The 14,357-nt window shown below is 58.1% G+C and carries 15 protein-coding genes; 6 read left to right on the forward strand and 9 right to left on the reverse strand.

Translation table 11 applies throughout. The features are described from left to right. Together BQ7388_RS05940 and BQ7388_RS05945 are read right to left on the reverse strand one after the other, a co-directional pair. Positions 1-359, reverse strand: a 359-nt coding sequence (locus BQ7388_RS05940) for a J domain-containing protein (protein WP_129583233.1), incomplete at its 3' end; no start/stop codon positions are given. A 113-nt stretch (positions 360-472) separates the two neighbouring features. After that, positions 473-1,270, reverse strand: a complete 798-nt coding sequence (locus BQ7388_RS05945) for a YebC/PmpR family DNA-binding transcriptional regulator (protein WP_009278979.1) — start codon at positions 1,268-1,270, stop codon at positions 473-475. A gap of 463 nt (positions 1,271-1,733) precedes the next feature. Here BQ7388_RS05945 and BQ7388_RS05950 point away from each other — a divergent pair, with 463 nt between their 5' ends. Next, a complete protein-coding gene (locus BQ7388_RS05950; protein WP_072499998.1) occupies positions 1,734-2,432 on the forward strand; it encodes a FadR/GntR family transcriptional regulator in 699 nt (232 codons plus the stop codon). Positions 2,433-2,527: 95 nt separating this feature from the next. Here BQ7388_RS05950 and BQ7388_RS05955 read toward each other — a convergent pair whose 3' ends face one another. From BQ7388_RS05955 to BQ7388_RS05975, 5 genes are all read right to left on the reverse strand, one after another. Further along, positions 2,528-3,400 (reverse strand): dihydrodipicolinate synthase family protein, encoded by an 873-nt coding sequence (locus BQ7388_RS05955; RefSeq protein WP_072499999.1) that lies wholly within the window; start codon positions 3,398-3,400, stop codon positions 2,528-2,530. Positions 3,401-3,469: 69 nt separating this feature from the next. Beyond that, positions 3,470-3,796, reverse strand: coding sequence for an L-rhamnose mutarotase (locus BQ7388_RS05960; RefSeq protein WP_072500000.1), 327 nt, complete (start codon positions 3,794-3,796; stop codon positions 3,470-3,472). A 62-nt stretch (positions 3,797-3,858) separates the two neighbouring features. Continuing rightward, positions 3,859-4,743, reverse strand: coding sequence for an amidohydrolase family protein (locus tag BQ7388_RS05965; protein ID WP_200781439.1), 885 nt, complete (start codon positions 4,741-4,743; stop codon positions 3,859-3,861). A 5-nt stretch (positions 4,744-4,748) separates the two neighbouring features. Beyond that, the gene (locus tag BQ7388_RS05970; RefSeq protein WP_072500001.1) at positions 4,749-5,849 is read right to left on the reverse strand and encodes a Gfo/Idh/MocA family protein; all 1,101 of its coding nucleotides are present in this window, start codon (positions 5,847-5,849) and stop codon (positions 4,749-4,751) included. Between the two features lie 52 nt (positions 5,850-5,901). Beyond that, positions 5,902-6,933, reverse strand: a complete 1,032-nt coding sequence (locus BQ7388_RS05975) for an L-rhamnose/proton symporter RhaT (protein ID WP_072500002.1) — start codon at positions 6,931-6,933, stop codon at positions 5,902-5,904. A 473-nt stretch (positions 6,934-7,406) separates the two neighbouring features. On the opposite strand from BQ7388_RS05975, the gene BQ7388_RS05980 reads away from it, so the two are divergent. From BQ7388_RS05980 to fucO, 5 genes are all read left to right on the forward strand, one after another. Then, complete coding sequence (locus BQ7388_RS05980) at positions 7,407-8,489, forward strand: extracellular solute-binding protein (RefSeq protein WP_200781440.1); 1,083 nt, start codon at positions 7,407-7,409, stop codon at positions 8,487-8,489. Between the two features lie 9 nt (positions 8,490-8,498). Further along, positions 8,499-9,662 (forward strand): CaiB/BaiF CoA transferase family protein, encoded by a 1,164-nt coding sequence (locus BQ7388_RS05985; protein ID WP_072500004.1) that lies wholly within the window; start codon positions 8,499-8,501, stop codon positions 9,660-9,662. Then, positions 9,662-10,789, forward strand: a complete 1,128-nt coding sequence (locus tag BQ7388_RS05990; protein WP_234946932.1) for a CaiB/BaiF CoA transferase family protein — start codon at positions 9,662-9,664, stop codon at positions 10,787-10,789. Before BQ7388_RS05985 ends, BQ7388_RS05990 begins: the two co-directional genes overlap by 1 nt. A gap of 82 nt (positions 10,790-10,871) precedes the next feature. Beyond that, the gene (locus BQ7388_RS05995) at positions 10,872-11,321 is read left to right on the forward strand and encodes a MaoC family dehydratase (RefSeq protein ID WP_072500006.1); all 450 of its coding nucleotides are present in this window, start codon (positions 10,872-10,874) and stop codon (positions 11,319-11,321) included. Positions 11,322-11,462: 141 nt separating this feature from the next. Then, positions 11,463-12,623: a lactaldehyde reductase gene (gene fucO / locus BQ7388_RS06000; RefSeq protein ID WP_072499466.1), complete on the forward strand. Its 1,161-nt coding sequence runs from the start codon at positions 11,463-11,465 to the stop codon at positions 12,621-12,623. Between the two features lie 96 nt (positions 12,624-12,719). On the opposite strand, the gene BQ7388_RS06005 is transcribed toward fucO, so the two are convergent. Both BQ7388_RS06005 and BQ7388_RS06010 read right to left on the reverse strand, forming a co-directional pair. After that, on the reverse strand, positions 12,720-13,526 hold the full coding sequence (locus tag BQ7388_RS06005; RefSeq protein ID WP_234946877.1) for an SGNH/GDSL hydrolase family protein: 807 nt from the start codon (positions 13,524-13,526) through the stop codon (positions 12,720-12,722). Between the two features lie 103 nt (positions 13,527-13,629). Then, positions 13,630-14,346, reverse strand: a complete 717-nt coding sequence (locus BQ7388_RS06010) for an ECF transporter S component (protein WP_129583168.1) — start codon at positions 14,344-14,346, stop codon at positions 13,630-13,632. Between the last annotated feature and the right edge of the window lie 11 nt (positions 14,347-14,357).

Consider the following 14,357-nt stretch of genomic DNA (forward strand, 5'->3'; position numbering starts at 1 on the left):
CTCCTGGGGTTGCCCTCCTCGTCCCAGAATAGGCTGTCGTCCACCTGCGTGCGGGTGGAGTTCCGTCCGGCGGGGTCGAAGTGGACGCCCACGCCGTGCCTGCCCACGCTCCCGCCCACGAGGTCGCGCTGCACGGTGGCGCGGTCGCCCTCGAAGAGGGGCTTCAGCACGGCATAGGCCTTGTTGACCTCGGTCATCTTGCGCTGTGCGAACCTCGGGCTGATCCCGTTCTTGGCGGCGTTGTCGGGATGGTACTCCTGGGCGAGCCTCTTGAAGGCGGCGCGCAGCTCCGCCTTGCCGTAGCGATCGGGAAGCTCGAGCGCCTCCTCGGCCTGTGCCTGCGTCATGTCCTGCCTCATGTGCGACTCCCTGCTCGCGCTCGCTGCGTGCCCGACCCCCAAAAGAATGCGACGGCCGCGAGGGGCCGCCGCATCCACGGGCTATGGGCGCCCCAAGGGGGACACTTCCGGGACTAGTCCTCGTCCAGCTGGGCGGCGACCTCGTCCGAGACGCTCATGGTGGTGTAGACGTTCTGGACGTCGTCGAGCTCCTCGAGGCGGTCGACGAGGCGCTGGACCTTCTTGGCGTCGTTCAGGTCGAGCTCGGTCGGGGTGGTGGGAACCATGGTGAGCTCGGAGCCCTTGACCTCGATGCCCTGCGCCTTGAGGGCGGCCTCGACGGACTGCATCTTGTCGTAGGCGGTGTAGACAATCCACTGGTCGCCGGCGTCCTCGTAGTCGTCGCCCTCGGCCTCGGCCACGGCCATCATGAACTCGTCCTCGTCGACGGCGTTCTCCTTGTCGGCGACCTTCTTGTCGTCGCTGACGATGACCTTCTCGATGGCGATGGAGCCCTTGCGCTCGAACTGGAAGGCGACGGAACCCGTGGTGCCCAGGTTGCCGCCGGCGTGGGTGAAGGAGGAGCGCACGTCGGCCGCGGTGCGGTTGAGGTTGTCGGTCAGGCACTCGACGTAGACGGCCACGCCCGCGGGGCCGTAGCCCTCGTAGGTGACCTCCTTGTAGACCACGGCGTCGGCGCCGGTGCCGAAGGCCTTGTCGATGGCCGCCTGGATCTTGGCGTTGGGCATCGAGACCATGCGGGCGCGGGCGACGGCGGCGGCGAGGGAGGCGTTGTTGTCCGGGTTGGGGTCCCCCCCGTTGCGGGCGGCAACGGTGATGTTGCGCGAGTGCTTGGAGAAGAGGGCCGAACGCTTGGCGTCGATGGCGGCCTTCTTGTGCTTGGTGGTGGCCCACTTAGAGTGTCCGGACATGGATTCTCCTTCTGACATTGGAACAAACATACGAATGGTACACAAACCCAGGGCAGGCGCACAAGGGAGGCACCCGCATCTACAGAAGCGCGACACGCGGGAGCTCGCGTCCACGCGTGGTTACTCCCGCACCCATCCCTCCGCTGGAACTGCCGTACGTTGCAGCAGCAGACCATTGTCTGGACGGCCTTCCATACAAGCCCTGCCACCCGGTAGCTATGCGACGGGACTCGCGGACTCAACCATACGAGTGCGACTGAGTCCGAGAAGTGATGGAGGGACACGGATGAGCCTGGAGATCAACCTGCGTGGCACGAAGGAGCAATCAACACACCACCTGCCTTCTCACAGGCACAGCATCTCCACCTTTGCACTAACATTAAATGTGACTTGAAGTGATTACCCGCTATTTATCTGTCCGTCCCCTTGTGGCTGAGACATAAATCCATGATCGGAGGCAGCCATGCAGGTTGAGCCTGTGAAAAAAGCAACCCTGACCGAACAGGTCATGGACCATTTGGCAAATCAGATCGTCTCGGGGGAACTAGTCCCTGGAGAGCGACTCCCTGACGAGCGTTCACTTGCAAACATGTTTGGCGTGGCACGGGGCAATATCCGCGAAGCATTGCGTGCACTGGCGCTAATCGGACTTGTGGACATTCGCCCCGGTGGCGGATCCTTCGTGTCAACCCATAAGACCCAAATTCCCAATGAGGCAATCCTTTGGACCTACCACCGTGAGCTACATAATTACGAGGATCTCTATGATGCTCGTAAACTCATAGAGACTGCGGTCTACTTGACCTGTTACGACAACCGCACCGAAGAGCTCATTGGCAGACTGCAAGAGTATTCCGAACAGTTGCTTGCCTTGGACATCAATGGGATTTCATGTACAGAATTTAGAAACTTGATTGATGAAATCGACACCTACGTGGGCGATAATTGCGGTAACGGCATCTACGAAAAGCTCATGCAAACTATGTTGGTGCTGAGGCGCGACTCTTCGTTACGCATACTCTCCATTCCCTCATCCCGGCAGAGCGCCACTCTCTGGCGCGTGAAAATACTCAAAGCCTTCAATCAAGAAGACTCCGATCATCTCAGGCTGGCTATTGACGGCTTCTTCGCTAACTCTATTGCCGAAATCACCAAGCTATAAAATAGCGCCTATCTCGTTGCCAGAAGTCCCCAACTGGTACGGAGGCTTCTGGCTTTATCAGCATCTTTAGCAATTATGCAAGAGTTTCCACTGCTCTAGGAGGCCAAGTTTGCCGTGATAACGCTGCGAACGCGCACGCGGGCAGCCTCGTCGAGAGGAACAAAGGGCTTTCGCATTCCGCCCACTTCAATCCCTGCCTCTTGTAGGGCAAACTTTATCGATGAGAAGAGACCCTCTCCCAATAGGGACTCCATTATGTTGTTTGCACGCACCTGCAGCTCGCGAGCCTCTTCAAGCCTACCGCAAAGAAACGCCTCATAAATTCGCTTGAAGTGCGGTAGCATAAAATTGAATGTCGACCCAATGAAGCCATCGCAGCCCATTGCCATAAACGCAACCATTTCGTTTTCGAACCCGCCAAAGCATTTGAGCACAGGATTGATGGAACGGATTCGTTCCATCTCGTATAAATCAAGATTGGTATGTTTGATGCCCGAGATAGACCCCGAGGAAAACAATGCACGCGTTTCTGGGTCACAGAGGTCGAGCGATCGCTTGGTGTTCATCGGGATGTTGTAGTAATAAATGCCATGTCCAACCGACTCAGCTAGCTCGTCATAGTAGCCAGCAACCTCTTTGCTCGTGTAACCAAAGTATATGGGTGGCGTTGCAGCGATTCGCTCATAGCCCATTTCACACGCCGCACGAGCGTAGCGGATGGATTCGTCTGTACCGCATGACCCAACATGGGCAAACAGGGTGCACCGATTTTTGTACTCGGAAAATATCTCGTAAAGATGCAGGCGCTCCTCGGGAGTGAGAAGGAAGCACTCTCCCGAGGAGCCCGCCACGAAGAATCCTGCAGCTCCTTCTTCGAGGTTCTTCTCCACCAGAATACGAATGGCGTCATCATTAATATGACCCGCATCGTCGAATGGTACGACGGATGCAACATACAAACCTTCCATATACTTCCTCCTAAATAAAAGGGAGGGGCAGACGCACGTATGCACGTCTGCCCCAGTTGGACCCACTGCCTAGTCGAGGTGGTAGAGCTCCTCCATGTCCACCCATGGACCGTCTGCACCAAACGGCCTCATTTGCGGTACGACCGCAGCCCACCACTCCTGGGTTGTTGGATCAGCGGCCATTTTGGCCATATCAGCCTCGTAGTCGTCCCCCACGTACTCATAGTAAGAGAACAGAAGACCATCCCAGTAGTAGATGGAGTAGTTTTGCAGGTTGCAAGCCTTGATCATCTCGTTGACACCCTCAAAGGGACACGCGTGATGAGACTTATAGCTTTCGTAGCCAGCATCACCGTTAGTACGAGAAACAGAAGCGAACCGCTGAACTTTAGCCATCTTCTTCTCTCCTTCATTCCGCTCTGGCGGATATTCGACATCGTATAAATGGATTGTCGCGCCTAGAGTCGATAAACCCGTTTTGCGTTCTTGGAAAAGAGGGCCTTCCGATCCTCCCCGTCCAAAGTCGATGTCATCTCTAGAACCGCTCTTGTCCATTCATCAAACGAAAGCGCGACATTGAGCACGGGGAAGTTGCTTGCGTACATAACCATCTTGGAATCAAAGGCGTCGAGCGCCACGTCGACTGAGCGTGCCAGCGAATCGCTTGACCAAGCCTCCATAGGATTGAGACCCGAGACCTTGCACACTACGTTAGGGAGCTTGCCAAGCTCTGCCATATTTTTCTTCCAGATATTTTGGTAGGCCGCTTCGTCAGCTGTGGGACGCGTGTGCGCCATGATGTCAGCATCGACGATCCCCATGTGGTTGAGCACTATTGTCGTGTCAGGACACTCACGAGCCAAGGTTGCCAAATCGGCCAGCTCGGCGCAACGCACACATCCCTCAAAGACCAGGCCGAGCTCCCCAAGCAGGCGAACGTTCTTGACAAACCGGTCCGTCAGACACGTCCCCGGATCCGCACTTGGCACGTGCAACACCTGCCGCACGCCCTTAACCTGAGGCCTCTTCGACCAGAGTCGAATATAGGATTCGAATTCAGGAGAACTAAGGTCGCCCGAGATGCAGGCACCACCGAAGGGCGTCGAGTCATCGTCGACCAGCCCACACGCAAGCTCGCACTCACGCTCGCGTTCGTAGCGGGCCATGTCGACCTCGATGTAGACGGCTTGCTCCAACCGATAGTCCTCGCCACGACCGCTCTCACGCAGATAGTCCATTACCGTCCATGTACGCCTGAGCACTGGGCCCTCGCCGTCAAGCCACGGCAGTCGATAGCGTCCGAGGTCCCAAACATGAACGTGTGTGTCAATGATGTCAATCATCGGACCTACTCCTGGGCGTAGTCCACAGGGGTGCCGCCCTCGGAACTGGACTGATAGCAAGCCTCCACAACGCACATTGTATGGAAGGCATCCTCGACAGAGTTCATGTACTCATAATCAGAGTCATCAAGCTTTTTCATCAGCCCTCCCATCGTGCCAATAAATGCCTCGTTGAACCAACTGCCACGAACGGGGAGCTCTTGCCATTCGCCATTGTCCGCATAGGTGACGTACTCTACGCGATCTGGCTCTCCCTCGGGATAATCGTACATAAGGCCGAGCTTCACTCGAATGGCACCCTTCAGTCCTTCAATCTTAAGCGTAGACTCCTGGTACTTTTTTGAGTAGTCATGATTGAAGTTTATATGTAGGTTAGCACGCAGGTCAGGGCCATAGTCCATGATTATTGACGTCCGTGTCTGGGCAAGCTCGCGCATCTTGGGATGTTGCATGGTCTTGCACCAGACGGCAGTGGGGTCACCAATCAAGCTGCGAATATTATCGATGTAGTGGATGGAGTGGTAGTTTATCTCCACGCGATCCTTGGGGAAGAGGAAGGGCCAAAGGTTCCAGGGCTGAGTGCCCACCAGTCGATGATCAATGTCGACGATTTCGCCAATGACACCCTTTGCAATGAGGTCACGCGCGGCGATCATGTATGGTGACTGACGAAGCTGGAAGTTCACGCCCGCAGTAAGGCTCTTCGAGTGGCAGATGGACAGGATTTCGCGTGCTTCAGAAATGGACTCGCCCATGGGCTTCTGCATAAGGACGCCGGCGCCATCGGGAAGCTGACGCAGGATATCTGCGGTGCAGTTTGCTGGTACGGCGATATCGTAGACAGCATCGGTCTTCTCGGCCACATCGACAAGCTCTGCGATTGACTTACATACCTTGGGTACGCCGAACGAAGAGGCCGCTTTTTCTGCAGTCTCGAGATTCTGGTCGAAGCAAGCGACAACCGGGTAACCAGCAAGCTTGTAGGCGGGATAGTGAGAGCCCTGAACGATGCCACCGGTACCAATGGATACGATGTTTCGAGGGTGCTCGGGCATCTCAGGGAGATAGTTCAGCTCGTCAATGGACGAAACGTTATCAACTGCCATGGCTTACTCCTTTTCAGAATTATTCACATTACCTACCGCCACGTCCGATTCCCTACATTCCATTGCTGATGCCAAGAATTACTAGCGCGATGATGATAATTGCATTGCCCACGAGCGCAACGTTGCGCGCCTTGTCGAAGCCCCTCCACTCGCCATCCCTGAAGCCCCAAAGGTTCGCAATGATGAGGGCCAAGCCGTTGAACATAATCCAGCCAATGACGGGACCAAGCTCTCCAAGGAGAGAGGTGGCAAACCCATAGATTCCAAGTGCCGCAAACCATACGAAGGCAGTAAGCAATACCTTGCCGTAAGCCTTTCCACATCCAGGCTTCGTATAGTCGGAGAAAGTCTTGTTCTTGATGAGCTTATAAAGCGCATAGCAGAAGTTGGCAATGAAGCCGCCGAACATGACGACACACCACTGCAGAAGCGTTGCCCAGATGGCGGGCACACCGGCTCCAGTTGCGACTGCCACAGGAGCCGTGGTGGCAGATGAGCCAATGTTCAACGCGGCGGAACCTGCACCCGAGGCAAGAGCCATAACGAAGCCCACCATAAAGAGCGAGCTTTTCTTGGTGCCGGCGTCCTCGGAAGCATGACCACTCGCCTCTTCGGTAACGGACCTTTTCATAAAACCGGCCTTTGAGAGAACAACGACGCCGACCATCAGCACAGCTTGACCAACGAGGATGAGGGCGAGCACAGAGGGGGAAGGCCAGGTGCCCAGAATGGCCATTGGAACGAGGGAGCCCAGCAAGTTGGAGAGGCCCAGATTGATTCCCGTAACGAGAGAGACGCCAATGTAATCAATTGCACGGCTGTACCAGATGGAGCTAATTCCCCAGAAAAAGCCGGCAAGGGCGCCGAAGAACAGGTCAGAGGGGCTTGTGGAGAGCAGATAACCCATGTATTCGGGTCCGATAGCGATTGCGGCCCAGACATGCGGCATAAGCAGAACGCCAATAATGGAGAAGAGAGCCCAAAATGCCTCCCATGAGAATGGCTGGTACTTCTTAAAGCAGATGCCGAAGCTCCCCTGAAAGAGCGTGGAGAGCAACAGCACGACAAAACCAGTTGCTAGCATCTTTCATCTCCTTTATTACCAAAGCTGTAGATACGTACCGCGACGCCAGTTCCGCTCGAACGCCTTCTCTTTGCGAGTGCTGCCGGCCGGCCCATCGCGCGGAGAACCCGATCAAACGATGCATCCGTCTACTTACCAGAGTTCTGGTAAAACCAATCCTATATGACACTTCCTTCTTGTAAACATCTATTGCTCGAATCGTCTATTTTTACGGCCAGCGGTTAAATTTTTAGCTTAATTGGTATTACCAATATCATCTCGATTTACAAATTATGACTAATGTAGTACTACCAATTCAGCTTCAACTATCTAGAAACGGGGGCATACGCGCAGGAGTTCCTGTCACCAGGCAGCAATTTACACACCAGTTTGTACGCCCCGAGCAACCCAACAGGTAACCGACGGAAGGAAGGTGAGGAAAGATGCAACTACGAGGCATCACCTGGAACCATAGCCGTGGCTTTTCGTCCATCGTGGCAGCTACCCAGCGATACTCCGAGTTGAATCCCAACTTTGACGTCAGCTGGGAGAAACGCTCCCTCTCCGAATTTGAAAGCAAGCCAATCCAAGTCCTTGCGGAAGAATTCGACCTCCTAGTTATCGATCACCCATGGGCGGGGTTCGCCACGCGGAACAATGTGCTTCTCCCTCTCAATGAGTGGATGGATGTAGATTTTCTTGCCGAACAGGCCTCTCATTCGGTGGGAGCATCGTATTCTAGCTACAACTTCGATGGATTCCAGGCGGCACTCGCAATAGACGCTGCATCGCCCGTTAGCCTCCATCGCCCGGATCTCATAAGTGCGGATGAGGTACCGCGTACCTTCGACGAAACAGTCGAGTTTGCGCGTGGTGGCAAGGTGCTCTACGCAGCCACCCCGACATATCTGCTCATGGACTTCTATGCTCTTTGCAACACCGCAGGCGGAAGTCTCTTCATGCCCAAATCAAACCACGTAGTAGATCAAGAAACGGGTATGGAGGTTCTTGAGGACATGCGCAGGCTTGCATGCGCATGTGACCCAATCATTTTCGAGCTTGACCCAATATCTCTACACGAGTTGCTAGGAGAGAGCAGGACGGCGATGTTCTGCCCCTTCGTCTATGGATATGTCAACTACTCGCGCCGCGGGTACGTAACACACCCTCTCAAGGCACAAAATATCATCTACTACAGGGGAAAAATGCTCACTGGCGTTCTTGGGGGGACAGGACTGGCCATCTCCGCATCTACCAAGCATGCGAATGCAGCGTGTGACTTCGCGGCATACGTCGCTTCGCCCAAGGTCCAAAGCACAATCTTCTGCGACAGTGGTGGCCAGCCGGCAAATCGCACCGCCTGGCTGGACGAGGAATGCAATCGCACAACTCTCGACTTCTTCACGGATACCATTGCTTCCCTGGACAACGCCTATGTACGCCCTCGATATAGCGGTTATCTGGCCTTTCAAGACGAAGCGGGACCCCTCATCTACGACTACGTGCGCAATGGTGGCAATGCGCTCGACGTTCTCAAATCCCTTGATGTCGCCCATGTTCATTCATACAACCGCTAAGGATTTGCCGTGAGACCACTCGAAGGAATATTGGCTCTCGATTTCTGCCAGTATCTTGCAGGCCCTTCAGCTGCCCTGCGTCTAGCCGATCTCGGAGCTCGCGTAATTAAAATAGAACGTCCTAACAAGGGTGATGGCTCTCGTCACCTCGTGCTCGAAGGCTGTACGTCTGACGGCGATGCGCTCAACTTTCATACGATAAACCGCAACAAGGAGAGCGTGGCGTTCAATACCAAGGACCCCATCGATCTAGCTCGTGTCAAGCGCCTGATAGCCAAGGCAGACGTTCTCATCGAGAGCTTCCGTCCGGGCGTAATGGCTCGCATGTGCCTGGACTATGACTCCGTGAAAGAAATCAACCCACGCATTGTCTACGCATCCATCTCTGGCTACGGCGAGACAGGTCCGTGGGCAGCAAAGCCGGGCCAAGACCTACTTGTTCAGTCACTCTCTGGGCTCGCGTGGCTCAATGGCAACGCCGATCAACCCCCTTTGCCCTTCGCGCTTTCGGTCGCTGACTCATATACAGGCATCCATGCGGTAGAAGGTATCCTCGCATGCCTCGCGCGTCGGGAACTCACTGGCATAGGCGGACACGTAGAGGTGAGTCTGTTGGCAAGTGCTCTTGACCTACAGTTCGAGGTAATAACAACCTACCTCAACGATGGTCACAGGGCCCCTAGCCGCAGCTCCTTCAACAATGCGCATGCCTATCTTTCCGCTCCATACGGAATCTACGAGACCGCCAATGGATACATTGCTTTAGCAATGGGTTCCGTTAGCGTACTCGGACGACTCGTCGGTAGTGAGGAGCTTGCTTCCTGTACCGACGAGGCAACCTGGTTCGATTGTCGGGACGAAATAAAACGAGCCATACAGGAAGTCTTGATACATCAGACAACCGAGCATTGGCTAGGTCTGCTCGAGCCAGCTGGCTACTGGTGCTCTGACGTCTATACCTGGGAAAAGCTTATCTCGTCCGATGCCTTTGCCAGACTCGACTTCATACAGGACGTGGCACGCGAGGGAACGGAGCCCATCCTTACCACACGCTGCCCCATCACGTTCGAGGGCGAAACAAGGGTTGACTCACGTCCATCCCCCCGGCTCGGCGAGCATACGCAGGCGGTTATTGAAGAGTTCGATCTCGATGACAAGGAAGTGGTCGCGTGATGCCACTGGAGGGCGTAACAGTTCTTGACTTCGGACAATTTCTCTCGGCGCCCTCGGCTACCCTTCGCCTTTCTGACCTTGGCGCGCGCGTGATTAAGGTCGAGCGTCCTGGCACAGGAGACATTTGTCGCACTCTCTATATCTCCAACTGTGATATCGATGGCGACTCGTCCCTCTTCCATGCGATAAACCGTGACAAGCAGTCCATAGCCATTGATCTCAAAGACCCTGCAGCACGCCCCATCCTAGAAAGACTCATTGCGAAGGCCGATGTAATGGTGACGAACTTCCGTCCCGGGGTAGCCGAGCATCTAGGCATCGATTACGACTCTGCCTGTGCTATCAACCCACGCATCGTTTATGGTGAGATTACTGGATATGGCAAGGTAGGACCATGGTCCGGACGCCCCGGCCAGGATTTGCTGGTGCAATCGCTATCGGGTGCTTGCTGGCTAAATGGCAACGCGGACCAGCCCCCCACTCCCATGGGGCTCTCTGTCGCCGATCTCTTCGCCGGCCAGCATCTTGTACAAGGCATACTTGCCGGGCTCGTGCGCGTTAGGCGCGAGAGTGTGGGTGCGCATGTTTGCGTAAGCCTACTCGAGTCTCTCCTGGATGCCCAGTTTGAAGTATTCACGACTTATCTCAACGATGGGAGAAAACCGCCGCAGCGCAGCAGCATCAACAATGCCAGCGCATACATTGATGCTCCCTACGGAATTTATGCAACTGCCGACGGCTACCTCGCCCTTGCAATGATTCCGATTCCAAAGCTTGGCGAGCTCCTGAATTGCAAAGAACTCCTAGCCTTTGATGACCCCGCGACTTGGCATGAGCATCGTGACGAAATAAAGGTCATCGTAGCCGACTGGCTCAAGCGAGAGACTACGCACCATTGGCTTCGAATTCTTGATGCTGCGGATGTCTGGTGCTCCGACGTCTATACCTGGGACAAACTTTTCGCTACCGATGCTTTCAAGTCTCTCGACATGCTCCAGGTAGTTAAGCGACCAAACGGGACGAGCGTAGCCACCACTCGCTGTCCCATCGTAATCGACAATGAGCGGCCTAGGGGAAAGGTAGCGGCGCCCATTGTTGGTCAAGATAACAAAGCCTTTGTCGGGTAGCTCGCACGACCGAACGCCATAGCAGCTCTACAACGCTCACCTTCCGTCAAGTACGCGCATGCTGTCAAAGAAAGGGGACCACATGAACGAGAAAGCAATGTACTTCGAGGACTACCAGCTTGGTGACGAACGGGTGACTAACGCTCGTACCATCACCGAAACCGACATCGTACTTCATGCTGGTCAAACGGGTGACTTCTTTCCTCATCACATGGATGCTGAGTTCTGCAAGACGATAAGCTTTGGACAGCGCATAGCACATGGTACCCTCACGTTCAGCATTGGCGTTGGGCTCACGGCATCGTTCGTCAACCCCGTAGCGTTCTCTTACGGATATGACCACCTGCGCTTCATCAGGCCTGTTTTCATCGGTGACACCATCCACTCCAAGGTAACCATCGCTGACAAGAAGACCAGCGAAAAGCACCCTGAAAAGGGCATCGTGACCGAGCATCTCGAGGTCATTAATCAGAGGGGTGAGACCGTACTAGTGGCCGACCACCTCCTTATGTGTCAAAAGCGCAGCGCCTAGCCAAAGGCATTTCGCTATTGCTATGTGTTTAATTGACTGCATTGGAGCCTAACGGCTCTATCTGACAGCCATGTGTTTCACATTACATAGGGTTCCTGACCGATTGCATCAGATAGCGGAAATCTAGACCCAGGAGGAATCATGGCAAACCGCTTCGTCCTCAACACCGTCTCGTACCACGGCTCCGGTGCGATCAAGGAGATCCCCGGCGAGATCAGGCGCCGGGGCTTCAAGAAGGCCTTCGTCTGCTCCGACCCCGACCTCGTCAAGTTCGGCGTGACCGCGAAGGTCACGGACCTCCTCGACGAGGCGGGCATCCCCTGGTCCCTCTACAGCGAGATCAAGCCCAACCCCACCATCAAGAACGTCCAGGACGGCGTCGCCGCCTTCAAGGGGTCCGGCGCCGACATGATGGTCGCCATCGGCGGCGGCTCCTCCATGGACACCTGCAAGGCCATCGGCACCGTCGCCGAGAACCCCGAGTTCGCCGACGTGCGCTCCCTCGAGGGCGTCGCCGACACCAAGGCCCATGCCACCTTCACCATCGCCGTCCCCACCACCGCCGGCACCGCTGCCGAGGTCACGATCAACTACGTGATCACCGACCCCGAGAAGGTGCGCAAGTTCGTCTGCGTCGACGTCAACGACATCCCCGAGGTCGCCGTCGTCGACCCCGACATGATGGCCTCGATGCCCGCCGGCCTCACCGCCGCCACCGGCATGGACGCCCTCACCCACGCCATCGAGGGCTACACCACCCGCGGTGCCTGGGAGCTCTCGGACATGTTCCACTACAAGGCGATCCAGCTCATCTCCCAGAACCTGCGCGACGCGTACGCGGAGGCGAAGAGCGGCCAGCCCGCGAGCGGCCGCGAGGGCATGGCGCTCGGCCAGTACGTCGCGGGCATGGGCTTCTCCAACGTCGGCCTGGGCATCGACCACGCCATGGCCCACACCCTCTCGGCCCACTACGACACCCCCCACGGCGTGGCCTGCGCGATGCTGCTGCCGATCGCGATGGAGTTCAACAAGCCCGCCGTCACGAAGCGCCTGGCCGAGGTGGCCGTCGCCATGGGCGTCGACACCACAGGCATGGGCGAGGACGAGGCCGCGGACGCCGCCATCGCGGCGGTCAGGCAGCTCTCGGCCGACGTCAACATCCCCAAGACCTGCGACGGCCTGGTCGAGGGTGACCTCGACCGGCTCGCCGACGACGCCCTGGCGGACGCCTGCTACCCGGGCAACCCCCGCGAGGCCGACCACGAGGCGGTCAAGGGGCTCTTCCGCAAGATCATGGCGTAGGGGGCAGGGCTCCCACAGGACGTTAGCTCGGCTGGGCCTCGTAACATTTGTTACACGAGGCCCAGCCGTCTTCATAGAGGAGCGCTGCATCTGCGACTAGCCAATGCCCAGCTGCGCCGAGAGCGCAGCCCAGAGCTTGTGGGAGCCCGAGCTGGTGGGATGTACCTGGTCGGGGTTGAGGTCGTCGGTGCCCAGCTCCAGGGCGTCGAGGAGCGAGACGTGCAGGTAGCCCTCCTCCTGGCAGAGCTCGGCAAGTATCGCGTCCACCTGGTCCATGCCATAGCGGTTGTACGCATCGGTGCGCTCGTTGGCGGGCGGCGAGACCACCACGAGCAGGCGGCAGCGCTCCGCCGCGGCGGACAGCGCCTCGCGGGCGTAGGCGCGGAAGTCCTCCAGGGGCTCCTTCGCGGCGTCGTTCGTGCCCAGCATGACCACGACCACGTCGGCGCCGTCACCCAGCCACGCGTCGGGCTCCTCCGCCAGGAACTGCATCCTGAAGCCGCTGACGCCCGCGTTCACGAACGAGACGCCCCTCTCGCCCGCCCAGGCCCTGAAGTCGTTGGCCCAGCAGCCCACGGTGGTCGCCACCTCCTCGTAGCTGCCCTGCTGTCCCTGGTACACGACGACCCCGGTGTCGGACGGCGCCTCCCAGCCGTCGCAGAGGTAGCCGGCGGTTATGGAGTCCCCGACCAGGCGGATGGAGCGCAGCTCTCCCCTGGCGAGCATGGCAGCGAGGGGCGAGACGGGCTCGGAAGTGGAGCCTGCGGCGGAAGGCTGGGACTGCGTGTCGGACGGCGAGGCGGAGAGACCAGTTCCCCCGTCGCTCGCCTCCTGGGTGCCAGCCGGTATCAGGCGAGCAGCGAGGAAAGGGACAGCCAGCGCGAGCAGCGCCGCGACGAGCACGGCCGTGACTGTAAGCGCCGTCCGGCGTCCCCTCCGACGCGGTTCCGGCCGCCTCGCGTGCCTGGGTGCGGACGGCCCCCTTCCGGAGGTGCGGCCCGAGGAGCTAGAGCCCATACTTCGCCACCACCCTGCGGATTGACCTGCCCCAGGGAAGCCAGACGGCGAGCAGGAACGCGACCGTGGACGCCCCGTGCACGAGGTCGAGCGGGAGCCCCGCCGCGAAGGCGGCGAGCGTCCCCTCCCAGGTCAGGGGTCGCACGAATCCCAGGACGTACCAGCCATTGAGCAGGAGGCCATAGAGCAGCGCCGACGCGAAGCCGAAGGCGTAGAGCGCCCCGCGCCGACCGAGCATGCCGCGCTCGAAGAGCGCCCCGGCAAGGTAGCCGACGAGGCCCCACGCGTACATCTGCCAGGGAGTCCACGCCCCCTGGCCGAAGAAGGCGTTGGAGGCGAGGGCGGCAAGGGCCCCCACCATGAAACCCTCCCTCCTGCCCAGGGCCGCGCCTGCGACGATGGCGATGGCGCTGACGGGCTTCACGTCCGGGAAGGGGGCGAAGAGCACCCGCCCCGCCGCTGCGGTCGCCGCGAGCACCGCCGTCGGCACGAGCTGGCGGAGCGTCGGGCGCGAGGCCTCGTAGCCCGCGAGGAAGAGCGTCAGGCAGAGCACGAGGACGAGCATGGTGAGCCCCGCGCTCGCCTCGACCCCCAGGATCGCGCAGGCCGCCATGGCAAGGGGCACCGCCGCGAGCGAGAGGGGCTCCAACGCGGAAAGCGCCCTGGCCCGGACGGGCCGGGCCACCATCCCTTCCGTGCCGGCCATGCGCGCCTCCC

The sequence above is a fragment of the Olsenella phocaeensis genome (genome assembly GCF_900120385.1).
In the GTDB taxonomy this organism is placed as follows: domain Bacteria; phylum Actinomycetota; class Coriobacteriia; order Coriobacteriales; family Atopobiaceae; genus Olsenella_I; species Olsenella_I phocaeensis.